We start from the raw sequence: 24,917 nt of genomic DNA on the forward strand, positions 1-24,917 counted from the left end.
CAACTAAAAAATATTTTGTGATGAACACAGAGAAAAGTAAACGAACCATAATAGTAGGCCTATTTGTAACAGTGGGCCTGCTGATTTTACTGGTAGGCATTTTTACATTGGGCGGACAGAAAAAAACCTTTGTGCCTTCCATTAACATACAAGCTGTTTTTGATAATGTAAACGGATTGCAAAAAGGTGATAATGTTTGGTTTTCGGGAGTTAAAGTAGGTACTGTAAAAACAATAGAGTTTAACGGCGGTTCGCAGATAAAGGTAATCCTGCATATTGAAAGAAAGGCCCAGGAATTTATTCGTAAAGATGCCAAAGCCAAAGTAGGCGCCGAGGGATTTATTGGCAATAAACTGGTGGTTATTTATGGTGGTACGCCACAAGCTGGCCCTATTGAAGGAGGTGAAAATTTGCAGGTGGAAAATACGCTGAGCACCGATGACATGATGGCCACGCTGCAAAAGAACAATGAGAACCTGGTATCCATTACCACCGATTTTAAAACAGTAAGTAACCGCTTGGTAAATGGCGAAGGAACAGCCGGCGCCTTGCTCACCGATGCATCCTTATTTAAAAGCCTGCAACGTACGGCCAACAACCTGCAAATGGCCGCACACAACAGCGAATTGCTTAGCGGCCGCATTGCAGAATACACCGCCCGGTTAGAAAAGCCGGGGAGCCTGGCCAACGGGCTGGTGCACGATACCATGATCATGAGCAATTTGCAAGCTGCCGTAAAGCAAATAAATGACGCAGCCAATGCAACCCATTCCTTTACTGCTAATTTAAAAACGGTTAGCGATCAGTTGAACACCAATGATAATGCGGTTGGGTTGCTGTTGAATGATGAACAAACGGCGGAACAGATAAAAAGCATTATTGCAAACCTGAATTCAGGAAGCCATAAGCTCGATGAAAACCTGGAAGCCTTGCAGCACAATTTTTTATTCCGCGGATTCTTTAAAAGAAAAGCCCGCCAGGAAGCAAAAAATAAAAATAACTAAGAAACAAATTGGGTTTTCTCACCTGGCAACATTGAAATAGCATTATGTTAAAATTTACTTAATGCCATTATTTGGCAAACAGCTTGCGCCATATGCTGTTAATAGGTTATCAATATTATTAACAGCAAGGACGTAATAAAACGAAGTGAATGCCTAAATCCAACTATCCCCAACTCAGAATTTTATTGTTTCCGCTATCGCTACTCATAGTAGTATGCTTCATGTTTGCAGCACCAGCATCCGATTTTCTATACAATAAAAAAGCTGCTACAGCTATAGCTGTAAAGGATTCAGCTAGCCATATCAGCGGCCGGGATTCTGCTTTTAACCGATTTAGCGTGTTATACAATTCAATAAAATTGGATAGTCTAGGCCTTTCGCAAGATGCATTTAATTACGGGTTGAATGGTTATATGGACCTTGTTTCGAATGGTGCTGTTAACAACAACCAAATTCTTTCTATCGTAGATTTCAGTTTGCCTTCTTCAAAGAAGAGATTGTTTGTTATTGATGTTGTATCGGGCAAGTTGTTGTTTAATACGTTTGTTTCGCATGGCAGAAATTCAGGAAAAGAAATGGCTACGGAGTTTTCGAACGATGTCAATAGCTTTAAAAGCAGCCTGGGTTTTTATGTAACCGGTAGTACCTATTCAGGCGAACATGGTTATTCGTTACGGCTCGATGGAAAAGAAGCTGGTATAAATGATAATGCCTATGACAGAAGCATAGTTATGCATGCTGCCAGCTATGTAAATGAAAAAGTAATAAGAATGAAAGGCTTTATAGGACGCAGTTTGGGATGCCCGGCTGTACCGCCTTCATTACATAAAGCAATCATCAATACAATTAAGGATGGGAGCTGCTTGTTTTTATATAGCCCCGACTCATCTTATATATCTCATTCCAAATTGATAAATCAGCCTGTAGTACAACAACCGGCGGCCAGTTAATAATTAATATATGAGACATAATAAAAAGTCCCGACAGTTCCGTTGGGACTTTTTGGTTTTTCAAATAGTGTATGGTTCTCATCACTAACAATATCTTATCAATAGCGCATAGGCGGGCAGTCGAGTGTGTTCTTTCTTCCAAAGGTGTATATTAAGCCAATAGAATAATTTGTATAGTAATCGTTTTTATCCGGATTGGATGCCTTGCTGAATCCATCAATATAATCGTTGAAGGTGAACCGGTGCGAAGCTTCGGCCATGATGGAGAGTTTACTTGAAATAGCATATCGTACGCCAACACCTACTGGAATAACAGCTATGGTACCGGGTATGGAATGCGCTGTATCTGCGGCTAATCCTTCAAGCGTTTTGGTTTCGCTGGCAAAATAATCATAGTTGAACTGGCTCCAGTCGCGCGTTATACGCAATGAACTAAGTCCTACCCCGCTAAAAATGTAAGGAGAAATTATTTTCCTGTTGCCATAGTTATTACCTAAAATATTCCAAACCAGTAGTTCAGAAATTTCTGTATTCCGCGCAGCAAACCTGAAATTGCGCTGTTGGCGCCAGGCGGGATTATCATAATTGCCATCATCGGCTCTTAGTTTGCCATAGGCCAGGTTAGTTCGTAATGAAAAAAAGCGGGAAAGAATGCGGTTGTAAAATACATTGATCGCAATGCCGGGTGATTTAAATGCACCTGCGGCTTCAGGTGTTAAATCGCCCTGGTAAACAAATAGGCCTGCGCTAAATCCTATTTCATGTTTAGGAACAGTTAACTGTGCGCGTGCCGAACTAAAATAGCTGCATAATACAAACGAAATTGCAATGGCCTTTCCGGGATTCACTTTCATGTAAAGGATGTTTAATCAAGTAGAAAGAGGCCATGCGATTGGTTTTTGCTTTGGGTTTTGTAAATGTTGACTTAAGTGGAAGTGGTATTCTATAGCTTATATTTTAACGTAAAGAAGTAAATAGTATGTGAATAAGAATTGTTAAAAAATATCAGTTCCGGCATCAATAAAATATCATCAGATAAAAATCCGGTTTGCAGGTTTGATCAGCAATTGTTTGGTTTCGCTGTTTCGCCTTGTAATTATGTAGGAAGGAGTTTGTAGGTTAAAGTTTAATAGAAGAGCAAAATTTAGGGCCTGTTTTTTTGTGTTCTGAAACTGAATGGACATGAAAAAAGCCCTGTAGAAACAGAGCTTTGCACTTTAAAAGTAACACCCATGAAAAACGAGTTATGATAATATCTTTATTCTGATTGGACGATGTTTGGCAGCGAATATTGTGCTTGTCGGTATTTTTTACTATTTCACTCACACCATACGATGCCGTATTGCACCTGTTTATTAGTTATTAGGCGCACCAGCATCGATCCAGCAGGTAATAATGGCTTTTTGGTTTGCGGAAAAAGTTGCGTCCTGTGGCATTTGCCCACTTGCTACAACTGTTCGGATTTGTGCCCGCGCATTAAAGATCTGTGTGTAATTGGTTAGCGCACCCGGACCATTGGTACTTCCGGATGCATGACAATCGGGTTTTGCACAACTCGACGCCATCAAAGGTCTTACAGTGCCCGAAAACGTTGTAGTAATGGTGCTGCAATCTACAGGCGGAGTGTCATTTTCGCTGTCTTTTTTACAAGCATTTACCAACACTACAAGTAATAGGACACAGGCTGACAGACTAAGCATTTTCTTCATGCAGGAAATTTTTATTGGATGTATTTTTGACCTAACTTCTACTACGATACAACGGGTAATCAGGTTGCCGGATCTTACATGTCGTTGCTACCGAAAAGAAGATTTTATAAAATTAATCCATAGAACTACTCTGTATAAACAAAAATTGCTTGAGACCTAAAATTAGGTCCAATATTAGTGAATGCAATAATGTTATAGACGAAACCGGCAAATGTATCGGGGAAATGGCCTTTTTGATGTCAATTCTTCTTCCAGGTGTTAATGAAACTAACATAGCTATCGCTGATGGGCAGTTCTACGCTAGCGGCTAATTGTACTTTTCTATTTTGAATAGCGTTTACTTTGGCCACAGATACAATATAACTGCGATGTATTCTTTGAAATTTATCAGCGGGCAATTTCTCCAACACTTTTTTCATCGACATCAGGGTTAATACAGGCTTTGCCCCGGCTATATGTATTTTAATATAATCTTCCAGGCTCTCGATATATTCAATATCATTCAACTGTATTTTCACCAATCTGTATTCGGCATGTACAAACAGGCAGTCGTTTTCTTCCTGAGCGGGCGTGGTTTTATACTTATAATAATCGATTGCTTTATGTACCGCCCTGGTAAACCGGTCGATATTGATTGGCTTCAGGAGGTAATCCACGGCATTCAGTTCAAACCCTTCAATGGCAAATTGTTTATGCGCTGTGGTGAAGATGATCAGTGGCTTTTCTTGCAAAGAGCGTACCAGATCAATGCCTGTAATATCAGGCATATTGATGTCAATAAACAGCAGATCTACCTTTGTATTTCGTAATAGTTCAACGGCCGAAATAGCATCATCAAACGTATGCATCAATTTTAACTGCGGAAATCGCGAGATGTATTCCTGTAAAAGTTCTAATGCCAAAGGTTCATCGTCGATGGCAACGCATTTCAATTGCATAACGAAACTGTTTAAGCCAGTAAGATCAGTTCTACGGAAAAGTAACCGTTTTCGTTGGTAATATTCAATAAATGTTTGTTAGGATACAAATGATCGAGTCTTTTTTTGGCATTGGCAATGCCAATACCGGTACGTTGTGGATTGCCGGCCGCCTTGAAGATCTTATTGTGACAGTAAAAAGTAATGCTTCGTTCGTCGGCGGTTAATAGAATGGTGATCGTAGCGTTTTCATGATTGCTGATCCCATACTTAAATACATTCTCCACAAAAGTGATCAGCAATAAAGGTACAATGGTTTTATTTTCCAGTTTGCCTTTTACGGTAAAATCCACTTTTACCTTTTTACTCAGTCGCAGGCGCTGCAATTCAATAAAATCATTGATACACTCAACTTCCAACTGTAATGGAACAAAATGCTGCATTACATCATCTGTAACATACCGCATAATGTTCGATAGCGTCATAATACTGTCGGCCGTTTTTTCATTTTTGGTAACGGCGAGCGAGTAAATATTGTTCAGGGTATTGAATAAGAAATGCGGATTGATCTGTGCTTTTAAAAAGGATAATTCAGCCTGTGCTTTGTCTGCCTCGGCACGGGCAATCTGCTGCAGGGACGTGCGCCACTGGCGGGTAACCTGTAACGCCATGCCCAGTGCAATGGTCATGATGTATAAAAATATGCTTACAATATCGATGCGCATGTTTCTTGGCCCGGGATCCTGTGGCGGGCCGCCGTTACCAGGTTCATCATATACCCCGCGTTCAGGCATAAACATTTCAGAGGGAGGCGGTGCATGATTTGGGCCGTGGTTTTGCAAAAGCAATTCAAATGGCCTGCCATAAGAAACCAGGGCAAACAATACCAGCACAATGGCGATATAGAATAAATATTTCCGCTTAAAGTACAGTTGAGGGATCAGTACATAAGTATTCAAATAGAAAATGAAGATATAGGTGAGGCAAAATACCCAGTACCCGATCGACAACACAATGGTGATGATCCCATAGTTGCCAGTTTGGCCGCTCATAAAAAGCAAGGGCAGGGTCAAAAAGGTCAACCCCGCAAACAGATGTATAAATACGTCGGATATCCTTGAATAAGGCATTGTACAAAGAAATAAAGTGGAATTTACATATTCTTCATTGTATCGGCAGGCGAACAGAATGTATAGACGGGGGAGCGGAACCGGAATGGATATGGGCTATTGAGAAGGCGGATATTAATAAACATCAAGATAAGCCTGAGGTTGCCGGATGATTTGCTACAAGCGCAATCTTATTAAAAACAATTGATATTTAATGAATTAGCCGCTGAATATGCAAGGGTTTTCCTTGAATTCTGTAATCTTTTTTCGGAATTTTATAAATCTCTTTCCGAAAAAACGGTATATTTTTACAGCGAATGAAAAAGTTCCTGGTTTCCATATTAGCCATCTTTTACCTGGGCACCTCGGTTGGCGCCACGGTAAACCTGCATTATTGCATGGGCAAGCTGGTAAATTGGGATTTTTCCGTAAAAGAAACGCATACCTGTGGCGAGTGCGGCATGGAAAAGTTGAAAACCAAAAAGAACGGCTGCTGCGAAGATAAACACCAGGTGCTGCAGGTAGAAAAAGATCAAAAAGGCGAAAAACGGTATCAGCCCGAAGCGCCGGTTAGTATAGCCGTTGTCACTACTTATCCTTCTTTTATAACTCCGGTTGCCGCAGCTATCAGCGAAGCATATCCTGTATCGAATGGGCCACCGCGAAGTTTGGTCCCGCTCCGTATTCGCCATTGTATTTTCCGTATTTGATTTACTTTCTTTTCGTGAAGCCCGGCAACCTGTTGGGCCAGGGGCATATTCTATATTGATGCCACCTTATTTTCCATTTAGTATTTATTATAAAAATTTATAGCATAGAAAAGCGCCCTGTTGTACGCAATAGCCTGCTTTTCTATATACCGGTATTAAAAATCAACACAACAAAAATTACGCAAATGAAACACCTATTTCTCGGGTTATTGACAACCTTATCAGTTATTATTTATTCTTGTGGCGATAACGCTTCAACTGCAAAAAAAGAAGAAACCTCACATGCTGATCATGCTGAGGCTGAAGAAAATACCGAAGTGAAAGTAGTGAAAGCTTCGTTCAGCAATGTAGATGCAGCGGTGGCTGCCCATACCAAAAAGATAACTGATAATTACCTGCAGATAAAGAACGCGCTTACCAGTGGGAATGCCAATGAAGCTGGCAGCGCTGCTAAAAATATGTTTGAAGCCTTAAAGGGTTTTGACAAGTCATTGCTTAGCGCCGATCAGAAAAAAGTATACGATCAGCAGGAAGCCGGGTTAAAAGAAAATGCCGAACATATTTCAAAAAGTACCGGTGATATTGAACACCAGCGGGAACATTTTTCATCGATTAGTGAAGGCATGTATGCATTGGTGAAAGCCTTTGGTGGCGGCAAAACACTGTACCACGATCATTGCCCAATGGCTAATGACAATAAAGGTGCTATGTGGTTAAGCGAAACCAAAGAAATAAAGAACCCTTACTTCGGCGATAAAATGATGACGTGCGGCAGTGTGGAAGAAGAGTTACAATAATAATGAATATCGAATGATGGCCCCCCGCATTCAATATTCTACATTCAATATTTATCCATGATTTCATCATTAATAACCTGGTCGTTAAAGAACCGGTACATTGTATTGGCGATGGCAGCGGCGTTGTTGGTATGGGGTTTTATCAATGTGCAGAAGAACCCCATTGATGCCATTCCCGATCTTTCAGAAAACCAGGTGATCGTTTTTACCGAATGGATGGGCCGCAGTCCGCAAATTATAGAAGACCAGGTCACCTATCCACTGGTAAGCAATCTGCAGGGAATTCCCAAGGTGAAGAACGTGCGGGCCACCTCCATGTTCGGGATGAGTTTTGTGTACGTGATCTTCGAAGATAATACCGACATCTATTGGGCGCGCACCCGGGTGCTGGAGCGCCTGAACTATGCGCAACGATTATTGCCCGAAGGCATCACCCCAACGTTGGGCCCCGATGGTACCGGCGTAGGGCATGTTTTCTGGTATACGCTCGATGCCAAACAAATGGACCTGGGTGAACAGCGTGCTTTGCAGGACTGGTACATTAAACTGGCCTTGCAAACCGTGCCCGGCGTGGCTGAAGTGTCTTCCTTTGGCGGGTTTGAAAAACAATATCAACTGGTGCTCGACCCTGTTAAGCTGCAGTTTTACAATGTTTCGTTGATGGATGTAATGAACAAAGTAAAAGCAGCCAATAATGATGTAGGCGGTCGCAAGTTCGAAATGAGCGATATGGCTTATATCATTCGGGGACTGGGATATATCAAAAACAAGGAAGACCTCGAAAGCATTGCCGTAGGCAATTACAATGGCATTCCTGTTCGGGTTAAAGATATTGGCGCTGTTCAAATGGGTGGCGATCTTCGGTTAGGCATCTTTGATGAAAACGGACAGGGCGAAGTAGTGGGCGGCATTGTAGTAATGCGCTATGGTGAAAACGCCGATAAAGTTATCACCGGTATAAAAGAAAAAATGAAAGAGGTGGAGAAAGGCTTACCCAATGGCGTAACCTTTAAAACCGGGTACGATCGCAGCGAGCTGATACAAGCCGCTATCGGAAATGTGAAGAATAAGCTCATAGAAGAAATGGCGGTGGTATGTGTGATCGTGATCATTTTCCTGTTCCACTGGCGAAGCGCTTTAAGCATCATCATACAAATACCCATCACCATTGCTGTAAGTTTTATTTTATTAAATGCTATTGGTCTGTCATCAAATATCATGTCGTTAACCGGTATTGCGCTGGCAATCGGGGTTATTGTTGACAACGGTATTATTATGAGTGAGAATGCGTATCGACACCTGGCCGAATACCAGCAGCAGCAAAGCGAAAAATCATGATCCAATGACGAAACTATTTAACAAAATAACCGGAAAGGATAAATACAGGATCCCTGAACTGGTGCGGATGCAGATAATAGAAAAAGCTTGTAAGCAGGTTTCACGGGGCGTTTTCTTTTCAACCATCATTATCATTACGTCGTTCTTGCCGGTGTTCTTGCTAACGGGGCAGGAAGGAAAATTGTTCCACCCGCTGGCCTACACCAAAACATTCATCATGGTGGTAGATGCCCTGCTTGTAGTGACGCTAGCACCTGTACTGATCACTTTCTTCATGAAAGGACGCTTCCGGCCAGAAACCGCTAACCCGGTAAACCGGCTGTTGGAGCGGGTATATGAACCTGTGATACGGGGTTGTATAAAATGGCGCAAGACAACTATTGCAGTGAACATTATCGCGCTGGCCATTAGTATTCCCCTCCTGCTGAGCCTGGGACGCGAATTTATGCCGCCGCTCGATGAGGGGTCCCTGTTGTTTATGCCGGTTACTTTGCCCGATGTATCGAACAGTGAAGTAAAGCGAATACTACAGGTGCAGGACAAGATCATTAAAACAGTACCGGAAGTAAAGAATGTATTGGGAAAAGCAGGTCGCGCCAATACCGCAACAGATAATTCGCCCATCAGCATGATTGAAACCATAATACTGCTGAAGCCACAAGCAGAATGGCGACCCGGCATAACAAAGAACGATATCATTAATGAACTGAATAATAAACTGCAAATACCTGGTGTAACCAATGGCTGGACACAACCCATCATCAACCGCATCAATATGTTATCGACCGGTATTCGTACGGATGTGGGCGTAAAAGTATATGGACAAAATCTGGATACCATTTATGCATTCGCCGAAACCATCAAAAAGCAACTGCAAGGCATCGACGGCATTAAAGACCTGTATGTTGAGCCCATTACCGGTGGCAAATACATCGATATTCATATTAAACGCGATGAGATAAGCCGGTATGGATTAAGCGTTGATGATGTAAACCGGGTTATTGAAATTGCTTTAGGCGGTATGAAGTTGACCACTACCGTGGAGGGCCGGCAACGTTTCTCGGTTAATGCCCGGTTTGGTCAGGACTTTCGAAATAACCTCACCGCATTAAAACGATTGCAGGTGCAAACGATGAATTATGGTCCTGTTCCTTTGGAGGCAGTAGCCGATGTAACCATTGCGGAAGGGCCGCCGATGATCAATTCAGAAAATGCCATGTTACGCGGTACGGTATTGTTCAATGTGCGCGAAAGAGATTTAGGAAGCACCGTAACCGAGGCACGCGAAAAGTTGAATGCCATGATCAGCAAACTTCCCAAAGGGTATTATTTGGAATGGAGCGGTCAATACGAAAACCTGATCCGTAGTGAACGTACTTTAAAACTGATCTTACCGGTGGTGCTGCTGATAATTTTTATTTCAATGTATTTCGCTTTTAATTCTGCACGCGAAGCATTTCTCAGCCTTATCACTATCCCTTTCGCCTTGATTGGTGGCGCATATATGATCTGGATCTGGGATGTGAATTTATCAGTTGCGGTTGCCGTTGGGTTCATCGCTTTGTTTGGACTTGCCGTAGAAACGGGAATTGTAATGGTTATCTATTTGAATGATGCCATGCAGCAACTGGTTGCCAGGAAAGGAAACTCCAGGGAGGTCATCACCCGGGACGACTTGCGGGAATATGTGATTGCCGGCGCTGCAAAAAGGCTGCGACCAAAAATAATGACCGTGTGTGTGTCGCTATTTGCGCTGGTTCCCATTTTATGGAGTCACGGTGTTGGCAGTGATGTAATGAAGCCGATCGTATTGCCAATGGTGGGCGGCGTGCTCACTTCTGCAACACACATTTTATTGGTTACTCCGTTGATTTTTTTAATGGCGAAGGAATATGAGTTACGCAAGCATGGTAAGATCGATGTGTTAGAGGCAAAGCATTGATGGCAATCATGAAGTGAAACGAGAAAAGGTTATTTCACGTTTGCTGTTTCACGATAATAAATCGGAGGATATTATTATGATTAAAGAACTATTATCAACTGGAATATCGCTTGGTTTATTGATAACCTTGCAGGCGCAAACTCCCATGTCGTTGCACGATATTTTAACAACGGTTGAGAAAAACAACCCGGGGTTAAAAATGTATGAGTCAGAAGCACGCGCTATTAATGAAGCTGCCAAAGGCGCTTACAGTTGGATGCCGCCGGAGGGGGGCGCCGGTTTGTTTATGACGCCGTATAACACGAAAGAGATAAAAGCCGATAAGGCTATGATGAAGGAAGGCATGGGCTTTTTCATGATCTCTGCGCAGCAGATGTTCCCTAATCGAAAAAAACAGGATGCAGAAGCCGCCTGGATGCGATCTATGTCGAAGGTAGAAACCGAAAAGCGGAACGTGGTATTGAATGAGTTGTTATACGCTGCCAAAAAGAATTACTATGAATGGGTACTGTTGCTTAAAAAGCAATCGGTGCTGGATGAAGGCAGCCGCATTTTGGATTTTATGATCAAAAGCGCTGAAATACGATATAAGAACGGCTTGGGAAAGATCAGCGCCTATTATAAAGCCAAAGCAGCGCTGGCCAATATAGAAAACATGAAGTTGATGCTCGAAAACGATATGCGACAAAAGCGCATCCTGCTGAACAACCTTATGTACCGGAAAACCGACCAGCCATTGGCTGTTGACACGCTCTATACCTGGAAAGACTTCCCGGCTTCTATGCTCGATTCTGTTTCCCTCATAAGCAGGCGCAGCGACATTCAGGTGCTGCAACGAAATATTGAAGTGAACAACCTGCAACGAAATGCAGAGCTGGCCAAGCTGAAACCGGAGTTTGGTATTAGGTACGACCACATGATCGGGCTTAGCACACAACCCAGTCAGTTTACAGTAATGGGCATGGTAAAGTTGCCATTGGCAAAATGGTCTTCGAAAATGAACAAGGCAAAAGCCGAAAGCCTGGTATGGCAAAATGAATCATTGAGAAGCCAACAGCAAATGATCCTGAACGAGGCAGCGGGAATGGCAGGTTCAGCCAAGGCAGAGCTTGAAACAAAAAAGAAACAGATGCGATTATATGAAACGCAGATTGTACCGGCCTTGCGAAAGAATTTCCAAACCATGCAGTTGGGCTACGAGCAAAACACCGAAGAACTATTTGAATTGTTCGATGCCTGGGAAGCATTAAACATGACACAATTAGAATACCTGGACCAAATAAAGACAGCACTGTTATTACAAGCTGAATTGGAGAAGGTCCTTGAGATTAAATGATATTAGTTATGCATGATATTAAAAGTCGATGGTTTTTAATTGCCGCCTGGATGCTACTTGTTGTTGCTTTGGGATGCAAAGAGTCTGGTAAGCATCAACCCACTCAGCAGGCTGTTGTTCAGGAAACATACACCTGTCCCATGCACCCTCAAATTATTAAAGACAAACCGGGCAGTTGTCCTGTTTGTGGTATGGACCTGGTGAAGAAATCGGCAACCGGCGAAAAAGTAAATGATGTTACATTAAACGATCTGTTGCGCCCTTCGAACCAGTATGTGCTTTCGTCTATACCTACGGTACATATTCAGGAGCGTGATGAACCGGTAGAGATAACCACCTACGGATTTATTACCTATGATACACGGCAGGCAGGAACGGTTTCTTCAAACGTTTCGGGCCGTATTGAAAAGTTGTATGTAAAGTACCGGTTTCAGAAAGTAAATAAAGGGCAAAAAATAATGGACTTATACAGCCCTGAACTGTTAACAGCGCAACAAAACCTGCTCTTCCTGTTACAACATGATGCTGATAACCAGGTGCTCATTGCCGCCGCGCGCCAAAAGCTGGCATTGCTTGGTATGAGTAATCAGCAATTGGAGCAAGTTATAAGAAGCGGGAAGCCTGTACTTACTGTATCTATCTTCAGCGCATACAGCGGTCACATTCATGAAAGCAGTGCTGCAGAAGCCATGCAACCCCAGGCGCAAACGGGAATGAAAGACGTTTCGCTGATCACGGAAGAATTGCCATTAAAAGAAGGGATGTATGTAACAAAAGGGCAGAATTTGTTTGTCATTTACAATCCTTCCAAAGCATGGGCCGTGCTGAATGTGTTTTCTGGACAGGCGGGCATGGTTAAAGTGGGCGATAAAGTGCGTATAACACCGGAAACCGCTCCCGACAAGGATTTCAGGGCGGCCATTAATTTTATTGAACCGTTTTACAGGCCAGATAGCAAAACGGCTACAGCCCGGGTGTATTTTGATAACCCGAATATGGGCATACCCATCGGCAGCCAGGTAAAGGCTACCATTTTTGCCGGCGCCCGCTCAGCCCGATGGTTACCCGAAGAAGCTGTTTTAACGTTGGGCCTCGATAAAGCTGTTTTTATAAAAAAGGATGATGCATTCATTGCCCATAAAATTGAAGCAGGTATTGTAAATAATCATTTGATACAGGTATTAAATGGCTTGTCAGAAGAAGATGAAGTGGCTGCCAATGCCCAATACCTGGTAGATAGTGAGAGTTTTATTAAAGTGAAACAATAGAAGAAATTATGCAACAGAATAATTTTAATTATGGTGCCGGCAGCAGGAATACGGTTCAACTTCCGTTGCGTCGCACCCTTCAACGTCTTGTTCTCTATTCAGCATATTTCGCTTTGCTGATGCTGGCTGCCTGCAAAGGAAAAAAGCCAGCCGACACAGCAAAGTCCGATACGTATTATACCTGCTCCATGCACCCGCAGATCATGCAGGAAAAACCTGGCACCTGTCCTATTTGTCACATGGATTTAATTCCCGTAAATAAATCAAACCAACCTAAAGACGAAATCATGCTCAGCGATGAGCAGATACAATTGGGCAATATTCAAACCGATACCCTTGGCCGCGCTTTAATGGGCGATAAAGTGGTACTGACGGCCACCCTCAATTTTGATGAAATGAAAGTGAATACGGTGAGTGCTCGTGTTACCGGTCGCATCGACAGGTTATATTATAAAAATGCCGGGGACTTTGTAAAAAAAGGCGATCACTTATTTGATCTGTATAGTGAAGAATTGAACACCGCCAAACAGGAATACCTCGCGGCACTGGAACGGCAACAAACGCTTGACAATTCCATCATCGACTTCAAACAATTATTGCAAAGCGCCAAAAACAAACTGATGCTCTGGGGCGTAAGCGAATCGCAGATTGATGCACTTGCAAAGACAAAGCAGTATTCACCATTAACTGCATTTTACAGTACGGCTACAGGATATGTTACCGAGTTACCGGTAAAAGAAGGGCAATATGTAATGGAAGGTGGCGTGGTTGTAAAACTGGCCGATCTGTCGACACTATGGGCGGAGGCACAGGTGTATGCATCACAACTGTCTTCTATAGATTACAAGGGGGTGGCCACCGTGCAACTACCCGATATGCCGGGAAAAGAAATAACAGGTAAGGTAACATTTGCCAATCCTGAAATAAGCGCCGATACCCGCATCAATTTGTTGCGTGTATCAATACCGAATACGGGCAATCAGTTAAAACCCGGGATGCCTGCTTATGTACTATTAAAAGGCGGCAACACTGGCAATACCACTACGCTACCCGTTGATGCCGTATTGCGCGATGGACAAATGGCTATGGTATGGGTGCAAACGGGCAATAATACTTATAAAAGAAAGATGGTGGAGACTGGCTTGGAAAGTGGTGATCGTATTGAAATTAAATCGGGATTGCAAAATGGAGATGTGGTGGTAGTAACCGGCGCTTATCTGCTGAACAGTGAGTACATCTTCAAAAATGGATCAGAGCCTATGGAAGGACACAAGCATTAGAGAGAATTTTTAGCCGGTGTACTTTTTTGAGATTTGTGTACCCGAATAAAAAGAGGCTGCATCATTGATGCAGCCTCTTTATTGTGAAAACACTATTAAATTGTTGAATGGCTGGACGTAGTTGCTTATTTTACTTTGTTTACTACAGTTTCTTCAACATAGCTGTGGCTTCTGTTGATCTTATAAACTTCAGTAGAATTGCTGTTTTTCGATTTTACTACTACATTCAGAGAAGTATCACCAAAGTCTTCAGCTTTTAATAAGAACTTTTTAGAAAGGTTAGCTCCTTTGAATCTTTCAGTGTACAGAACATTACCATACTCATCGCGGAAAGTAATTGTGTACTCATCCACTATGGTATTGGTCAGGTTCAGTTGAAATACAGGCTGATTTTCTTTATTTCCGATGAATTTTAATTCTGTAACGTGATTGGTTGGTGCATCTTCATTAGCTAAGGTAGCGTTAGAGAATGCGAAGGTAAAAGCGATTAAAGCGATAGCGATAATTCCGTAATTCCTCATTGCCTTTTTCATAAACGTGTATTTTATAGATTTTTTGATAATTCTGTTCTAATAATTACTATGGGATCGCAATCGTGGCAGGCAGGCAATTCGTACGTCTTTTCGAAAGAGGGAGCAACTTCTTTTTTAAGGTAACACCTCATTTGGTGTTTGTTGCGTTTCGTAATGCAAACATATAGCGGAATTCACTGCTGCAAAAATCAACTCTACTGCATTTATAGGATGCTAAAACCCTGTATGAAATGTTAAACCCCCCAACAGGAGCGGGTTTCATAAAAACAGGCGCATGATGCCCAACCCATTTTCAGGCAGTGTAAAAGGCATGTAGTTAATAATTTAGTAACACTTTCCTGGGTGATTATCTCCTTTTTCACACCTTCCGGCTGAAAATATACTTTAATAAGTGCGCTAACGATTGTTAGCTTTTATGACAAATATAATTATCTTTGGTACCACTAAAAATGTATCCCATGTCGGTGCAGGAATTAGAAAAAATCTTTCTATCTAAAATTGAACAGGAAATCAAGATCGAACCAAAGGATTGGATGCCTGATGCGTATCGGAAAACCCTGGTCAGGCAGATCTCCCAGCATGCCCACAGCGAAATTGTTGGTATGTTGCCCGAAGGCAACTGGATCAGCCGGGCGCCCAGCCTGAAACGGAAGGCTATTTTGCTGGCCAAGGTGCAGGACGAGGCTGGTCATGGCCTGTACCTGTATTCGGCTGCGGAAACGCTTGGTACTACCCGCGAACAAACCATAAACGATCTGCATAGCGGAAAAGCAAAATATTCTTCAATTTTTAATTATCCCACGCTTACCTGGGGCGACATTGGCGCTATTGGCTGGCTGGTTGACGGAGCTGCTATTTTAAACCAGGTGATGTTGTGCCGTACTTCTTATGGTCCGTATGCACGCGCAATGGTGCGCATATGTAAAGAAGAAAGTTTTCACCAACGGCAGGGATTCGATATCTTATTAGCCTTATCGAAAGGTACGGCTGAACAGCGAGCCATGTGCCAGGATTCCATCAATCGCTGGTGGTGGCCTTCGCTCATGATGTTTGGTCCGCACGATAGCGAATCAACACACAGCGAGCAAAGCACCCAATGGAAAATAAAGCGCATGAGCAACGATGAACTGCGACAAAAGTTTGTTGATATGATCGCAGAGCAGGTGAAAGTGTTGAATATGACGTTGCCCGATCCTCATTTGAAATGGAATGAGCAAGCCAAACATTACGACTTTGGTGAAATTAACTGGACGGAATTCTGGAACGTAGTGAAAGGGAATGGACCTTGTAATAAACAGCGCCTCGATGCGCGGCGGAAAGCCTGGGATGAAGGCGCCTGGGTTAGAGAAGCCGCCAGTGTATATGCAGAGAAAAGAAAGGCGAGGCAGGAGAAACAAATCGCGTGAGGTAATGAAAGGGAAGTAAGAAGCAGGATGTAAGAAAAATACACGCGAAAAAAACAGTTGAAGCAAGAATGGCAAAGAATTTCAGGAAATTTTAAAACGATTGTACATGAATATACGGCTGACAAAATATTATTACGGTGATATACCCGAAGACCAGGGCGGCGGTGGAGTGAAAAATAATCAACGCAAAACCGGTGCTAATAAAGAGGAGCAGGGGGCCGGTGCAGACTGGCCATTATGGGAAGTGTTCATCCGCAGCAAACAAGGCATCGATCATAAACATGTAGGCAGCCTGCATGCCGCCGATGCGCAAATGGCCATTGAAAATGCACGCGATGTTTATACCCGTCGCATGGAAGGCATAAGCATTTGGGTGGTGGAAAGTAAATACATTCATGCTTCCAGCCCCGATGAAGCCGCTTCGTTATATGAACCGGCCAATGACAAAGTATACCGGCATCCCACGTTTTATGATTTACCCGATGAGTTGACGCATATGTAATTCCTGATCCCAAATTCCTAACTCCTTTTATAATGACAAACGAAATTACATATAACTACACCCTCCATCTCGCCGACAATGCCCTCATTCTGGCGCAACGCAACAGTGAGTGGTGCGGGCATGGACCGGTGCTGGAACAGGATATTGCCATCACCAACATTTCGCTTGACCTCATTGGCCAGGCAAGGAGTTTATATCAATACGCCGCCGAGTTGATCAATGGTTCTGGTTCCCCTGCCAGCGAGGGAAAGCAAGCGGCCTCCGAAGATACCCTCGCTTACCTGCGCGACAGTCGCGAATATAAAAATTGTTTGTTGGCCGAACAGCCAAATGGCGATTGGGCGCAAACTATTTTGCGGCAATTCTTTTTTAGCACCTATCAATTTTTATTATACCAACGCTTACAACAATCACCCGATGCCACGCTGGCAGCCATTGCAGAAAAGTCGTTGAAAGAAGTGACCTACCATGTTCGATGGAGCAGTGAATGGGTGATACGATTAGGCGATGGAACGGAAGAAAGTCATGACCGCCTATTGAATGCACTTGATGAATTGTGGATGTTCACCGGTGAATTATTTATGCCCGCCGGGTACGAACTGGAAGCAGCCAAAGCAGGTATTGGCGTTGACGTAAGCACATTAAAAACCGAATGGGAACAACGGGTAAATGAAATTTTTGCAGAAGCCACCATTCCAACCAGTGGTCGCGAAGGCGGCTGGATGCAAAGCGGCGGAAAAGAAGGCGTGCATACTGAACAATTGGGTTTTATATTAGCTGAATTGCAATCTATGCAACGTGCTTACCCCGGTTCTGAATGGTAGCCCTTCGACTCCGCTCAGGACCAATAGGCAATAGACAATGAATACAACAGAAAACATATCGGTACAGAAAATATGGTCAATACTGGAAGAGGTATGTGATCCGGAAGTGCCTGTGTTATCTGTTATTGACCTGGGAATAATAAGGGACGTTAAAATAACCAGGAAAGATGGAGAAGAAGAAGTTGAAGTGGTTGTTACCCCAACATATTCCGGCTGCCCGGCCATGGATGTAATTCGCATGAATATCCGCATGGTATTGTTACAACATGATTATAAAAATGTGCAGATCACTACCGTACTATCACCTGCCTGGACAACCGACTGGATGACCGAATCTGGAAAGCAAAAATTAAAAGCTTATGGTATTGCACCGCCAAATCCGAAACAACAGGTTTGCAATACCCAGCTATTTGCCGAAGACGAAGCGGTTCAATGTCCGCATTGCAACTCGTACAATACCCGCCGGATCAGTGAATTTGGATCAACCGCCTGCAAGGCGCTGTTCCAGTGTAATGATTGCCAGGAACCGTTCGACTATTTTAAATGCTATTAATAACTTTCCGATCATACATTATTCTGCTTAAATAATTGAATTATATGCTGCCTATTCTTTTTACGATTGAAGGAGGAATTGCCACTATTACGTTGAACCGGCCCGACAAGTTGAATTCTTTTAACCGCGAAATGGCTTTGCTGTTGCAACAAAAGCTCGATGAATGCGCTTCCACAAAAAATATCCGTTGTGTGTATATCACTGGCGCCGGTAAAGGATTTTGTGCAGGGCAAGACCTGGCAGAGGTAGTTGATCCGCAAGGCCCCGGTATGCAACGGATCCTGAGCGAACATTACAATCCCATCATTGCCCGTATACGCAATTTGCAAAAACCCGTAGTGGCAGCAGTTAATGGGGTGGCTGCAGGCGCTGGCGCTAATATTGCATTGGCTTGCGATATAGTGGTAGCAACACAGTCGGCATCGTTCATTCAGGCATTTTCAAAGCTGGGTTTGGTTCCCGACAGTGGTGGTACGTATATGCTACCCCGGTTGATCGGCTGGCAAAAAGCAAGCGCTTTGATGATGCTGGGTGATAAGATCGCCGCTCCGCAGGCCGAGCAAATGGGTATGATATATAAAGTGTTCCCGGACGATGATTTTGTGAATGAAAGTAAAAAGATAGCTGTTACATTGGCTCAAATGCCAACAAAAGGATTGGCCTATATCAAACATGTACTCGGCAATTCCATGACCAATAACCTGGAGCAGCAATTACAACTGGAAGACGAGTTTCAGCAAAAGGCGGCAAATACCAACGATTTCAAAGAAGGTATTCAATCCTTCCTGGAAAAACGGGCGCCGCAATTTAAAGGCGAGTAAAAATGATATCGCCTCAACAACGGCTACTTTACAATAAAGGAGTAAGCTTCGCCCTTGCGCATGACCCTACTTAAATTATAATTATGTCAGCTAAATCAAAAGCCACAGCCATTATTGATACCATGATGCACAAAGACTATTTCAGCCAATGGCTGGGCATTGAAAGGCTGGAAGAAAAAGATGGCTTTTGTAAGTTAAAGATGACCATCCGCCCTGAAATGTGCAATGGTTTTGAGATCGCTCATGGCGGCATCAGTTATTCCCTGGCCGACAGCGCACTTGCATTTGCTTCAAACAGTCATGGCCGACAGGCTGTTTCGGTTGAAACAGCTATTTCTCACATTAAACCGCTAAAAGCGGGCGAGGTTATTATTGCAACGGCAGAAGAAAAAAGTCGCGGTAATAAAATTGCTATTTACGATGTGCGTATTGAAAAAGAAAGTGGTGAACTGGCCGCGCTTTTCAAAGGCACTGTATTCAGGAAAGAAACCGAATGGAACGTTTGATGATCCATTCGGTTTGTAGCTATTAATGATTAACCAGTTTTAAAGCGCCTTCGCTATACCGGTTCCCAATATTCGGATACTTGCTGATCAGGTTTTCAATGTTTTGTAATTCAACTTTACTTAAAATTATTTCTACTGCAGCAGCATTTTCTTCGAGGTACTTTCTTTTTTTCGTACCGGGAATAGGAATGATGTCATCGCCTTGCGCTAATACCCAGGCCAACGCCAGTTGAGCCGGCGTGCAATTTTTCTGCGCAGCCAGATCAGCAAACTCGTTTACCAATTGCTGGTTGTTTTCCCAGTGTTCGGCATTAAACCGGGGTAAGGTTCTGCGGTAATCGTCGCTGGGCAAACTGTCTTTATCAGGTACAGTTGCGGTAACCAACCCTCTTGCCAATGGGCTATAAGGCACAAACGTAATACCGAGTTCGCGAACCGTATTCAGGATCTCGCCTTCAACTTCGCGGGTAAGCAAGGAGTATTCGCTTTGCAAAGCCGTTATGGGATGTACGGCATGTGCTTTACGAATGGTTTGGGCAGAAGCTTCGGATAATCCCAGGTAACGAACTTTGCCTTCTTTCACCAGGCCGGCCATGGCGCCTACCATATCCTCAACGGGAACTTTGGGATCAATGCGATGCGCATAATACAGATCGATGGTATCTATGCCCAGGCGTTGTAAACTTTTTTCAACGGCTGTCTTCAGGTAAGCAGGCGAGCCATCGAAATAAGTAGCGGAAGTACCGGCAAAATTAGAAGTTGCTCCTTCCGTTTGTCTGAAACCAAATTTAGTAGCGATAAATACTTTACTTCTATTAGGCACCAACACTTTTGAGATCAGTTCTTCATTATGACCAAAACCATACATGTCAGCCGTGTCCCAAAAATTTATTCCTAAATCCAATGCCTTATTCAAAGTTGCGATAGATTCTTCATCATTACGTGGGCCATAGGCAAAACTCATTCCCATACAGCCGAGTCCGATAGCCGAAAGCTGAACACCTGTATTGCCAAGATTTCTGTATTTCATAAAGATTATGTTTAAGAAACAAATTTAACCCGAACAAACAACCGCCTGATTGTCTATTTCAAACCATTAATTGTAAAATTCAAACAAAGCGGATTATATTAATTTAATGATATATTAATTTTTCCAAACGATAAATAAGGTTGTTTCATTACTGCCAACCCAACTATCTTTGGTAAAAGACTCAGGCGTATGATCTATTCATTTAAAGGTTTTATACCTGTAATTCATCCGTCATCCTTTATTCATCCGCAAGCTGCAGTTACCGGTAATGTTATTATTGGAAAAAACGTGTATGTGGGACCAGGAGCCGCTATTCGTGGTGATTGGGGCGGTATTGTTATTGAAGATGGCTGTAATGTGCAGGAGAATTGCACCATTCATATGTTTCCGGGTGTTACGGTTTTGTTGAAAGAAAGTGCGCATATTGGTCATGGCGCGGTGATCCATGGTGCAACGATTGGCCGGAATTGCCTGGTAGGAATGAACAGCGTGATCATGGATAATGTAGAGTTGGGTGATGAATGTATCGTAGGCGCACTTAGTTTTATAAAAGCCGATGAAAAGGTCCCTGCGCGTAGTTTACTGGTTGGCAATCCGGCAAAGATCATAAAAGAGGTATCGGATGAAATGATACAATGGAAAACGGATGGCACGCGATTGTACCAGATGTTGCCGGGAGAAATGAATGGGGATTGGGGGCCTTGTGAGCCTTTGAGAGAAATACCTGCCGACAGGCCTGAACAGAGCGCGCTTTATAAGACGTGGAAGGAGATTAAGGGGAGTTACTGACTCGTCAACTGAACACCTTATCTTTGCACCCCAATAACAAGGGTTAATAAACAAGTAGTGGAAAAGTCAAACTTTGTAGATCAGATAAGGATATTTTGCCGTAGCGGACATGGCGGCGCCGGTAGTAAGCATTTTATGCGTACTAAATTCAATCCCCAGGCCGGTCCCGATGGCGGCGATGGCGGCCGGGGCGGGCATATTATCCTGCGCGGTAATAAAAACATGTGGACCTTACTTCACCTTCGCTATTATAAAAATGTGCTGGCCGAAAACGGTCAGGGTGGAAATAAAAATAATATGAAGGGCCGCGATGGCAAAGACATTGTCATTGAAGTCCCGCTTGGCACCGTTGCCCGTGATGAGGAAACTGAAGAAAATGAAGCCGAAATACTGGAGCACGGACAGGAAATCGTGTGGATAAAGGGGGGCCGTGGCGGTTTGGGAAATGCCCAATTTGCTACTCCTACCAACCAGGCGCCCGAGCATGCTCAACCCGGTGAACCGGGCGAGGAGGGCTGGAAAGTGCTGGAATTAAAGGTGTTGGCCGATGTAGGGCTTGTTGGTTTCCCCAATGCCGGTAAATCAACCTTACTTTCGGTTATCACGGCTGCCAAACCAAAGATCGCCGATTACGCATTTACCACTATCAATCCGAATTTAGGCATTGTAGCCTATCGCGACGGCAAAAGCTTCTGCGTAGCTGATTTGCCCGGGATTATTGAAGGAGCGGCTGAAGGCAGAGGACTGGGCCATCGGTTCCTGCGCCATATTGAACGCAATTCCGTATTGCTATTTGTTATTCCTGCCGATAGTAACGATCACAAAAAAGAATTCGCCATCCTTGTAAATGAGCTGGAGCAATATAATCCGGAACTGTTACATAAGCAATTCCTCATTGCTATCAGTAAAAGCGAAATGCTGGATGATGAATTAAAGGCAGCTATTGTAAAGGAATTACCAGCTAATATCCCCCATATTTTTATCTCGTCAATGACACAACAGGGCCTCAACGATCTGAAAGACCTGTTATGGAAAGCATTAAATGAAGGACAGGAAGTTACCAACAATTAGCATGTGAAAAATAGCTGATATGATGTTTGGCTGAGAGTAAGCCATATCATTACATGCAGATTTAATCTATACAACTATCGGGGTATTGTAATTGCCGGCGATATAGCTATCTTAGGTTCCCCTAAAACTGTTAGCTATGTTGGCTATAACCGGTATCTTAAAACGCCTGGCAACCCTGCTGCGCAATGTTTTTCGTGCACTATGGGTATTTTTTCCCGGTATTCTATTCCTCGCACTTACCCTCATTTGTTTCTGGAACCTTGCGCAAGGTAAAGACCTGATGGTGCTCGCTACCGAGCACAGGGGCTTTTTTCTGTTGTTCCAGTCTTTCCTTGGTTTCCTGGTGTTAGTAAGCTGGTATGCTGCCCGTACCGTAGCCACTGCAAAAAAGCAAAGCGTACATACAACACCGGGGTATTTGCAGGAAGGATATTATAAACACATGCCCCGCTTTATCGGCTTTTCATTAATTACAATCATTATACTTGCTTTTATACAAACCCCGCTGTTCAGCAACGGCATTGAAGAAGACAGTAAGATCTATTTTGTTCTGCTGGCCGCTTCCGTTCCCTATTATTTTTGGTTGAATAATTTTTTCGAACGCCGGTTTAAAGTGATCCGGATGAACCGCTTGTTTTTGATAACGCTGTTGATCATATTTACCGGTTCCACTTTAATTACACTTAATATCAGCCGATATTCCTGGCTGGTAATAGTAATGCTGCTGATATTACAGGCATGTTTTATAGTGTTGGTGGTTACCCGGCGGGAAATATTGCAGCAGGAGAAAAGAAATCTGAAAAATTCGCCAACGGTTGCATTGAGCAGATCACAAAGGCTGGCCAAATTCCTGGGCATACCACCCGAAGAAGTTCGCTTTCATATTATTTTTCTAATGATAAGCCTGGTAGCGTTAAACATTTACCTGGCATGTACGCTTAACGTGGCATTTGCAGTAAGCCTGGGCTCTTTTCCATTTGTTTTGCTTGCCTTTGCGGTATTTATGGGGTTTGGTTTTATCCTTTCGTTTATCTCTATCCGTGTTGGTATAAACATTCATCTTATTTTTCTGATCATAGTTTTTCTATTTGGTCAATGGACGGAACGGCACCATGTGGCTTTGGTTAAAAAAGATCCAGCCATAAAAGAAAACTTTGCCAATAGAGCCAGTGTGCGTGATTATTTTATACAATGGGTAAAAGACCGGGACACGCTGATCAGGAAATCGAAAGAGTTCCCGGTATATTTTGTTTTATCCGATGGCGGCGCATCACGTTCAGGTTACTGGGTGGCATCGGTATTGGGAAAGCTTGAAGACACATCGAAACGCGACTTTTCAAAACACCTGTTTTGCCTGTCAGGCGCTTCAGGTGGTAGCGTAGGCAATGCCGCCTTCTTTGCTTTATTAAAAAATGCGGCTGACCGGCCCGACAAAAATTTGCCAAATAACCAATTATTCTACCAGGCAGGGAAAGAATACCTGCGGAGCGATTTCCTTACGTATACCCTCAGCCGGATGTTAGGCCATGATTTTTTTGTGAATATGCTCCCTTTCAATACCAATGCCGACAGGGCCAAAGCTTTAACCGATGCGTTGGAAGAGGCGCCCAAAGACAGCGTGTTGTTGAAACACCAGTTACAGGTGCCATTTTCAGAACTGGCGGTGTATAAGAACCGGGTGAATACAAAATTGCCGATCCTTTGTGTGAATACTACCCGTATGCAGGATGGAGCGCCATCGGTGATCAGTACAATAGGAATCGATCAACTTACATTCAATAACCGCGTTGATGTGCTGGCCCGGCTTAATCATAACCGCGATATGAAATTGAGTACTGCGGTGGTATTAGGCGCCAGCTTTCCATATGTAAGTCCGGCAGGCCGAATAGATGGATTGAAGTTTCACAAAGATGGGCCCAAAGAATACCCTTTTTATTTTGTAGATGGCGGCTATGTAGATAATTCCGGCGCCGGTGTTGTTCATGAAATGATCATAAAATTGAATTCCCTGCGTGAGTCTTTCTGTAGTTCAAACACAGATACTTTATTGCGGAATAATTGCCAGAAAATTTCATTCTACGTAATACACATCAGCAACGGGCCCGAAGGCGAGATATTATTAAAAAAAGTAAATCCTTTTGTAAACGACCTGGCATCGCCGCTGCAAACATTGATGGGCGCTTACGGCGTACAAACGAGTATTAATGATAGTCGTCTGAAGAACTACCTGCGTAACCTGTATGGTAATGAACTGCATTACAAACCCATTAACTTATACCGGCCCCGGGAACCGTTGAAATATTCCATGAACTGGGTTATTTCGGGTCGAACGCTGGATAGCATGGACCAGCGGTTATATTCACCGGATGTGTGCGCCTATATGGCTAAAATATTACAGGAGTTAAAAAGGTAAAATGGTTTGATTGTTAGAGGGCTGGATGGCTGCAGTGGCCGATCGTTCGGCATCTTGCATTTTATTGAGTATCCCCAGGCAGGAAGTGTAACCATCAAACTATTTTAGA

At 43.3% G+C, this 24,917-nt stretch carries 24 protein-coding genes; 18 read left to right on the forward strand and 6 right to left on the reverse strand.

Features of this window, described 5'->3' with window-relative positions; all coding sequences use genetic code 11:
* Positions 1-20 precede the first annotated feature (20 nt).
* Entirely contained in the window at positions 21-1,004 is a 984-nt protein-coding gene (locus FAM09_RS17990) for an MlaD family protein (RefSeq protein WP_136578532.1), read from the forward strand.
* A gap of 359 nt (positions 1,005-1,363) precedes the next feature.
* A complete protein-coding gene (locus FAM09_RS17995) occupies positions 1,364-1,954 on the forward strand; it encodes a murein L,D-transpeptidase catalytic domain family protein (RefSeq protein ID WP_243751708.1) in 591 nt (196 codons plus the stop codon).
* Between the two features lie 98 nt (positions 1,955-2,052).
* On the opposite strand, the gene FAM09_RS18000 is transcribed toward FAM09_RS17995, so the two are convergent.
* From FAM09_RS18000 to FAM09_RS18015, 4 genes are all read right to left on the reverse strand, one after another.
* On the reverse strand, positions 2,053-2,808 hold the full coding sequence (locus tag FAM09_RS18000) for a DUF6089 family protein (protein ID WP_136578534.1): 756 nt from the start codon (positions 2,806-2,808) through the stop codon (positions 2,053-2,055).
* Positions 2,809-3,309: 501 nt separating this feature from the next.
* Positions 3,310-3,663: a hypothetical protein gene (locus tag FAM09_RS18005; protein ID WP_136578535.1), complete on the reverse strand. Its 354-nt coding sequence runs from the start codon at positions 3,661-3,663 to the stop codon at positions 3,310-3,312.
* 239 nt (positions 3,664-3,902) lie between these two features.
* A complete protein-coding gene (locus FAM09_RS18010; protein WP_136578536.1) occupies positions 3,903-4,601 on the reverse strand; it encodes a LytR/AlgR family response regulator transcription factor in 699 nt (232 codons plus the stop codon).
* An 11-nt stretch (positions 4,602-4,612) separates the two neighbouring features.
* The gene (locus FAM09_RS18015; RefSeq protein WP_166437195.1) at positions 4,613-5,632 is read right to left on the reverse strand and encodes a sensor histidine kinase; all 1,020 of its coding nucleotides are present in this window, start codon (positions 5,630-5,632) and stop codon (positions 4,613-4,615) included.
* A 374-nt stretch (positions 5,633-6,006) separates the two neighbouring features.
* Here FAM09_RS18015 and FAM09_RS18020 point away from each other — a divergent pair, with 374 nt between their 5' ends.
* The 7 genes from FAM09_RS18020 to FAM09_RS18050 all read left to right on the forward strand — a co-directional run bounded on the left by FAM09_RS18020 (position 6,007) and on the right by FAM09_RS18050 (position 14,360).
* A complete protein-coding gene (locus FAM09_RS18020; protein ID WP_136578538.1) occupies positions 6,007-6,399 on the forward strand; it encodes an HYC_CC_PP family protein in 393 nt (130 codons plus the stop codon).
* A gap of 185 nt (positions 6,400-6,584) precedes the next feature.
* The gene (locus FAM09_RS18025; RefSeq protein ID WP_136578539.1) at positions 6,585-7,196 is read left to right on the forward strand and encodes a DUF3347 domain-containing protein; all 612 of its coding nucleotides are present in this window, start codon (positions 6,585-6,587) and stop codon (positions 7,194-7,196) included.
* Between the two features lie 57 nt (positions 7,197-7,253).
* Positions 7,254-8,534, forward strand: a complete 1,281-nt coding sequence (locus FAM09_RS31425) for an efflux RND transporter permease subunit (RefSeq protein WP_136578540.1) — start codon at positions 7,254-7,256, stop codon at positions 8,532-8,534.
* A gap of 4 nt (positions 8,535-8,538) precedes the next feature.
* Positions 8,539-10,476 (forward strand): efflux RND transporter permease subunit, encoded by a 1,938-nt coding sequence (locus FAM09_RS31430; protein WP_136578541.1) that lies wholly within the window; start codon positions 8,539-8,541, stop codon positions 10,474-10,476.
* A 76-nt stretch (positions 10,477-10,552) separates the two neighbouring features.
* The gene (locus FAM09_RS18040; protein ID WP_136578542.1) at positions 10,553-11,812 is read left to right on the forward strand and encodes a TolC family protein; all 1,260 of its coding nucleotides are present in this window, start codon (positions 10,553-10,555) and stop codon (positions 11,810-11,812) included.
* An 8-nt stretch (positions 11,813-11,820) separates the two neighbouring features.
* Entirely contained in the window at positions 11,821-13,080 is a 1,260-nt protein-coding gene (locus FAM09_RS18045; RefSeq protein ID WP_243751709.1) for an efflux RND transporter periplasmic adaptor subunit, read from the forward strand.
* An 8-nt stretch (positions 13,081-13,088) separates the two neighbouring features.
* Positions 13,089-14,360: an efflux RND transporter periplasmic adaptor subunit gene (locus tag FAM09_RS18050; protein WP_136578544.1), complete on the forward strand. Its 1,272-nt coding sequence runs from the start codon at positions 13,089-13,091 to the stop codon at positions 14,358-14,360.
* Between the two features lie 125 nt (positions 14,361-14,485).
* Here FAM09_RS18050 and FAM09_RS18055 read toward each other — a convergent pair whose 3' ends face one another.
* Complete coding sequence (locus FAM09_RS18055; protein ID WP_243751710.1) at positions 14,486-14,893, reverse strand: hypothetical protein; 408 nt, start codon at positions 14,891-14,893, stop codon at positions 14,486-14,488.
* 434 nt (positions 14,894-15,327) lie between these two features.
* Between FAM09_RS18055 and paaA the strand changes: the two genes are divergently transcribed.
* The 6 genes from paaA to paaI all read left to right on the forward strand — a co-directional run bounded on the left by paaA (position 15,328) and on the right by paaI (position 19,505).
* Positions 15,328-16,299 carry a 1,2-phenylacetyl-CoA epoxidase subunit PaaA gene (paaA, locus tag FAM09_RS18060; protein ID WP_243751711.1) on the forward strand — a complete coding sequence of 324 codons (972 nt, stop codon included), beginning with the start codon at positions 15,328-15,330 and terminating at the stop codon, positions 16,297-16,299.
* A gap of 106 nt (positions 16,300-16,405) precedes the next feature.
* Entirely contained in the window at positions 16,406-16,801 is a 396-nt protein-coding gene (paaB, locus tag FAM09_RS18065; protein ID WP_136578545.1) for a 1,2-phenylacetyl-CoA epoxidase subunit PaaB, read from the forward strand.
* 32 nt (positions 16,802-16,833) lie between these two features.
* Positions 16,834-17,625, forward strand: coding sequence for a 1,2-phenylacetyl-CoA epoxidase subunit PaaC (paaC, locus tag FAM09_RS18070; RefSeq protein WP_136578546.1), 792 nt, complete (start codon positions 16,834-16,836; stop codon positions 17,623-17,625).
* Between the two features lie 37 nt (positions 17,626-17,662).
* Positions 17,663-18,178 (forward strand): 1,2-phenylacetyl-CoA epoxidase subunit PaaD, encoded by a 516-nt coding sequence (gene paaD, locus FAM09_RS18075; RefSeq protein ID WP_136578547.1) that lies wholly within the window; start codon positions 17,663-17,665, stop codon positions 18,176-18,178.
* A 44-nt stretch (positions 18,179-18,222) separates the two neighbouring features.
* Complete coding sequence (locus FAM09_RS18080) at positions 18,223-18,999, forward strand: enoyl-CoA hydratase-related protein (RefSeq protein ID WP_136578548.1); 777 nt, start codon at positions 18,223-18,225, stop codon at positions 18,997-18,999.
* A gap of 83 nt (positions 19,000-19,082) precedes the next feature.
* Entirely contained in the window at positions 19,083-19,505 is a 423-nt protein-coding gene (gene paaI, locus FAM09_RS18085; protein WP_166437196.1) for a hydroxyphenylacetyl-CoA thioesterase PaaI, read from the forward strand.
* 22 nt (positions 19,506-19,527) lie between these two features.
* Here the strand turns inward: paaI and FAM09_RS18090 are convergent, their stop codons facing one another.
* Complete coding sequence (locus tag FAM09_RS18090; RefSeq protein ID WP_136578550.1) at positions 19,528-20,535, reverse strand: aldo/keto reductase; 1,008 nt, start codon at positions 20,533-20,535, stop codon at positions 19,528-19,530.
* Between the two features lie 189 nt (positions 20,536-20,724).
* Between FAM09_RS18090 and FAM09_RS18095 the strand changes: the two genes are divergently transcribed.
* The 3 genes from FAM09_RS18095 (at position 20,725) to FAM09_RS18105 (ending at position 24,808) form a co-directional block, all read left to right on the forward strand.
* Positions 20,725-21,324 carry an acyltransferase gene (locus FAM09_RS18095; RefSeq protein ID WP_136578551.1) on the forward strand — a complete coding sequence of 200 codons (600 nt, stop codon included), beginning with the start codon at positions 20,725-20,727 and terminating at the stop codon, positions 21,322-21,324.
* Positions 21,325-21,381: 57 nt separating this feature from the next.
* Positions 21,382-22,395, forward strand: a complete 1,014-nt coding sequence (obgE, locus tag FAM09_RS18100) for a GTPase ObgE (protein ID WP_136578552.1) — start codon at positions 21,382-21,384, stop codon at positions 22,393-22,395.
* 136 nt (positions 22,396-22,531) lie between these two features.
* Positions 22,532-24,808: a patatin-like phospholipase family protein gene (locus tag FAM09_RS18105; RefSeq protein ID WP_136578553.1), complete on the forward strand. Its 2,277-nt coding sequence runs from the start codon at positions 22,532-22,534 to the stop codon at positions 24,806-24,808.
* Positions 24,809-24,917 lie beyond the last annotated feature (109 nt).

Origin of the sequence: Niastella caeni (genome assembly GCF_004834005.1) — a bacterium.
GTDB lineage: Bacteria > Bacteroidota > Bacteroidia > Chitinophagales > Chitinophagaceae > Niastella > Niastella caeni.

Excerpts from the sequence above, each read along its gene's own strand:
- FAM09_RS17990 (WP_136578532.1), top strand. The coding sequence starts at position 21 with ATGAACACAGAGAAAAGTAAACGAACCATAATAGTAGGCCTATTTGTA.
- FAM09_RS18000 (WP_136578534.1), bottom strand. The coding sequence starts at position 2,808 with ATGAAAGTGAATCCCGGAAAGGCCATTGCAATTTCGTTTGTATTATGC.
- FAM09_RS18005 (WP_136578535.1), bottom strand. The coding sequence starts at position 3,663 with ATGAAGAAAATGCTTAGTCTGTCAGCCTGTGTCCTATTACTTGTAGTG.
- FAM09_RS18010 (WP_136578536.1), bottom strand. The coding sequence starts at position 4,601 with ATGCAATTGAAATGCGTTGCCATCGACGATGAACCTTTGGCATTAGAA.
- FAM09_RS18015 (WP_166437195.1), bottom strand. The coding sequence starts at position 5,632 with ATGAGCGGCCAAACTGGCAACTATGGGATCATCACCATTGTGTTGTCG.
- FAM09_RS18020 (WP_136578538.1), top strand. The coding sequence starts at position 6,007 with ATGAAAAAGTTCCTGGTTTCCATATTAGCCATCTTTTACCTGGGCACC.
- FAM09_RS18025 (WP_136578539.1), top strand. The coding sequence starts at position 6,585 with ATGAAACACCTATTTCTCGGGTTATTGACAACCTTATCAGTTATTATT.
- FAM09_RS31425 (WP_136578540.1), top strand. The coding sequence starts at position 7,254 with ATGATTTCATCATTAATAACCTGGTCGTTAAAGAACCGGTACATTGTA.
- FAM09_RS31430 (WP_136578541.1), top strand. The coding sequence starts at position 8,539 with ATGACGAAACTATTTAACAAAATAACCGGAAAGGATAAATACAGGATC.
- FAM09_RS18040 (WP_136578542.1), top strand. The coding sequence starts at position 10,553 with ATGATTAAAGAACTATTATCAACTGGAATATCGCTTGGTTTATTGATA.
- FAM09_RS18045 (WP_243751709.1), top strand. The coding sequence starts at position 11,821 with ATGCATGATATTAAAAGTCGATGGTTTTTAATTGCCGCCTGGATGCTA.
- FAM09_RS18050 (WP_136578544.1), top strand. The coding sequence starts at position 13,089 with ATGCAACAGAATAATTTTAATTATGGTGCCGGCAGCAGGAATACGGTT.
- FAM09_RS18055 (WP_243751710.1), bottom strand. The coding sequence starts at position 14,893 with ATGAAAAAGGCAATGAGGAATTACGGAATTATCGCTATCGCTTTAATC.
- paaB (WP_136578545.1), top strand. The coding sequence starts at position 16,406 with ATGAATATACGGCTGACAAAATATTATTACGGTGATATACCCGAAGAC.
- paaC (WP_136578546.1), top strand. The coding sequence starts at position 16,834 with ATGACAAACGAAATTACATATAACTACACCCTCCATCTCGCCGACAAT.
- paaD (WP_136578547.1), top strand. The coding sequence starts at position 17,663 with ATGAATACAACAGAAAACATATCGGTACAGAAAATATGGTCAATACTG.
- FAM09_RS18080 (WP_136578548.1), top strand. The coding sequence starts at position 18,223 with ATGCTGCCTATTCTTTTTACGATTGAAGGAGGAATTGCCACTATTACG.
- paaI (WP_166437196.1), top strand. The coding sequence starts at position 19,083 with ATGTCAGCTAAATCAAAAGCCACAGCCATTATTGATACCATGATGCAC.
- FAM09_RS18090 (WP_136578550.1), bottom strand. The coding sequence starts at position 20,535 with ATGAAATACAGAAATCTTGGCAATACAGGTGTTCAGCTTTCGGCTATC.
- FAM09_RS18095 (WP_136578551.1), top strand. The coding sequence starts at position 20,725 with ATGATCTATTCATTTAAAGGTTTTATACCTGTAATTCATCCGTCATCC.
- FAM09_RS18105 (WP_136578553.1), top strand. The coding sequence starts at position 22,532 with ATGTTGGCTATAACCGGTATCTTAAAACGCCTGGCAACCCTGCTGCGC.